This window comes from Pseudomonas sp. Sample_9, assembly GCF_004307535.1.
GTDB lineage: Bacteria > Pseudomonadota > Gammaproteobacteria > Pseudomonadales > Pseudomonadaceae > Aquipseudomonas > Aquipseudomonas mercuritolerans.
In genome coordinates this window covers 1-2,484 of sequence record NZ_RAZO01000224.1, presented here as the reverse complement: position 1 = coordinate 2,484, position 2,484 = coordinate 1, and the positions used below count along the sequence as shown (strand labels likewise).

At 61.6% G+C, this 2,484-nt stretch carries 4 protein-coding genes; 2 read left to right on the top strand and 2 right to left on the bottom strand.

Going from position 1 to position 2,484, the window contains the following annotated elements:
• Nucleotides 1-213: AraC family transcriptional regulator (locus D6877_RS12650; protein WP_130911030.1), on the top strand; the 213-nt coding region annotated here is incomplete at its 5' end.
• A 51-nt stretch (nt 214-264) separates the two neighbouring features.
• Nucleotides 265-717: a thiol-disulfide oxidoreductase DCC family protein gene (locus tag D6877_RS12645; protein ID WP_130910997.1), complete on the top strand. Its 453-nt coding sequence runs from the start codon at nt 265-267 to the stop codon at nt 715-717.
• On the opposite strand, the gene D6877_RS12640 is transcribed toward D6877_RS12645, so the two are convergent.
• Together D6877_RS12640 and D6877_RS12635 are read right to left on the bottom strand one after the other, a co-directional pair.
• Nucleotides 700-1,197, bottom strand: a complete 498-nt coding sequence (locus tag D6877_RS12640; protein WP_130910996.1) for a DUF2269 domain-containing protein — start codon at nt 1,195-1,197, stop codon at nt 700-702. The two genes, D6877_RS12645 and D6877_RS12640, sit on opposite strands and share 18 nt — an antisense overlap.
• Before the next feature lies 1 nt (nt 1,198).
• Entirely contained in the window at nt 1,199-2,326 is a 1,128-nt protein-coding gene (locus D6877_RS12635; protein WP_130910995.1) for a saccharopine dehydrogenase NADP-binding domain-containing protein, read from the bottom strand.
• Nucleotides 2,327-2,484: the final 158 nt, after the last annotated feature.

Here is a 2,484-nt window from a genome sequence, read left to right as displayed (position 1 = left end):
GCGTTATTCAAAACTTGCATGGGTGTAGCGCCGGTCGAGTACGCCACGCGCTGGCGGATGCGCGTGGCCGCGTTCCGCTTGCGCAATGGTCGGGACACTGTGGCCACTGTCGCCGCGTCACTGGGCTATCTGTCCGACGCGGCGTTTGGCGCTGCATTCCGCCGCGTGCACGGAATATCGCCGGGGCAATACCGGCGCGATCCACTCTTATAGTCCGATGATCGAGGTTATGATCGCGACACCCGCCGCCAAGGACATCCGCCGATGCCTGCCATGAAAACCCGCCCCACCTCCGCGCCATTGCTCAAGCCCGGCGAAATCGTGGTGCTGTTCGACGGCGTGTGCAAACTGTGCAACGGCTGGGCGCGGTTTCTGATTCGGTATGACCGTCAGCGCCGTGTGCGGCTGGCGACCGTGCAATCTCCCGAGGGCCAGGCCTTGCTGGCGTGGGCCGGTTTGCCGCTGGACGAGTTCGACACCATGGCGGTGATTCGCGACCGCAATTATTGGGAGCGATCAGATGCATTCCTGGAAGTGGTCGGGCAACTGCCAATGCGCTGGCAGCCGCTGAAACTGCTGCGCATCTTCCCGCGTCGTCTGCGCGACTGGGCTTACGATCGCATCGCGCTGAATCGCTATCGGCTGTTCGGCAAGTACGACACTTGCCTGCTCCCGACAGCGGATCATGAAAGCCGTTTTCTAAAGGCCCACGGCTGACCCGATCAGTTGCAGCGGCGTCATCTTCGTCACCATCATCAGCACGATGACAGACATTCCGGCAAACCCGGCGACGCCCATCCAGAACCACCAGCGGTAAGTGCTCGCATAGCGATCATCCAGAGCAAGGCCACCCTCGCCTGCGCTCAGCGCCATGCTCTGCAAACGCTTTTGCAACACCAGCACCGGCAGCCACAACGCGCCCACACAGAAGAAAATGATCACCGCAGTCAGCAGCCACTCGGTGCTCATCGACAGCCCGGAAAGCCGCATCAGCAGATACCCGGTAATGACCTGGACAAACCCGGCCGGCGTGGTGATCCAGGTATCAAAGCGCACCACCGTCCGTGCGACATGGGCGATCACTTGCGGGTTGCCGCTGCGGCTGGCGGCGATCAGGTAGAGGTAGGAGCCCATGCCAAAACCAAAGAGGAAAATCGCCGCTATGACATGCAGGTACTTCAGGCAGAGATAGAGCATCTCAACGCTGTCCTTCGGCGAACTGAACCGACAGGCTCAGGTTGGCGGGATCGTTGATCGCCGCCAGGTATTCCTCAACGCTGATTTCGCCCACGCACGGCCGCGCGCCAGATTGCGGCGTGTAACCCCGGGCCATTTTGCTGGCGAGGGCGACGGCGGCGCAGCTGGGGATTTCCGGGCCTTTGTCATTCAGCGCGGTGAGTTGCGCGGTCATGCTCAGCGGCTGGCCATCGACAGCAATGCCGCGAACATCGATGTACATCGCGCTTTTGCCATCACCGAAACGTTCGAACCACGTGCCCAGTCGGTGCAGGCGCGCTGCCCAGCGCACTTGATCGCGCACCAGACCGAAGCGCAAGGCTTGCGCCAGCAAGGCGTTGGCGACACCGCCGAGTTTCAGGCCGGCGCCGGCCTTGAAGCGCAGGGTATGCGCGCCATAGCGACGCGCGAAAATATCCATGTCCGGCACATCGACATTGGCCAGCACCCGCGTGCCCAGTTGCGGCATGCTGCGCAGGGTCAGGTCGAGCCAGCCCAATACTTCGTGAACCTGGCCATTCTGTAACTGCCTGATCGGCTTGCCGGCATAAGCGAGCACGCCTTCGACCGTGGACAGCCCCGGCATTTTTGCCGAGGAAGAAATGCCATGCTCGATCGAGTCGATTCGCGCAAAGCGTGAGCGCTGCTGATCGATGATCGCCGAAGACAAGGTCGGCACCGAACTGCAACCGCTGAGCACGGCCACACCAGCCTCCCTGGCGCGGGCGTCGAGCACATCAATGCCGTTGACGAAGGTGCGGCAGTCAGCCAGATCGCAGTAATTGACCCCGGCGCTGATGCAGCTTTCAGCAACTGCGTAGGATTGCCCCTGAAACGGCCCGCCAGTGTGCACCACTAACTGGATATTCAGCTCGCGCAGCGCCGCTTGAAAATCCGCGCCTGTCGCATCACCGCACCACCCTTCGCAAGCTCGGCCCGACTGCGTTTGCAGCTCGTCAACCTTGCGCTGCAACTTGTGCGCATCGCGGCCCGACAGCAGCAGTTCAATCTCTGGCATCTGCGCCAGATGCCGACAAACGATACTGCCGAAATTGCCGTAACCACCGACGACCATCACCCTGAATGCCATTGCCCTGTCCCTGTTCCAGCCCAAACGTGTGGCGCAGAGGATATAGGGCGCAGCGGCGACCAGACATCTATTTTGCAACCGGGTATCACCGCGTCCGCTTGTCCCAGGCAAAAAGAATGAACCCAACGCCCCTCTCGTCGCCTAACGCACAGACCATC

Excerpts from the sequence above, each read along its gene's own strand:
- D6877_RS12645 (WP_130910997.1), top strand. The coding sequence starts at position 265 with ATGCCTGCCATGAAAACCCGCCCCACCTCCGCGCCATTGCTCAAGCCC.
- D6877_RS12640 (WP_130910996.1), bottom strand. The coding sequence starts at position 1,197 with ATGCTCTATCTCTGCCTGAAGTACCTGCATGTCATAGCGGCGATTTTC.
- D6877_RS12635 (WP_130910995.1), bottom strand. The coding sequence starts at position 2,326 with ATGGCATTCAGGGTGATGGTCGTCGGTGGTTACGGCAATTTCGGCAGT.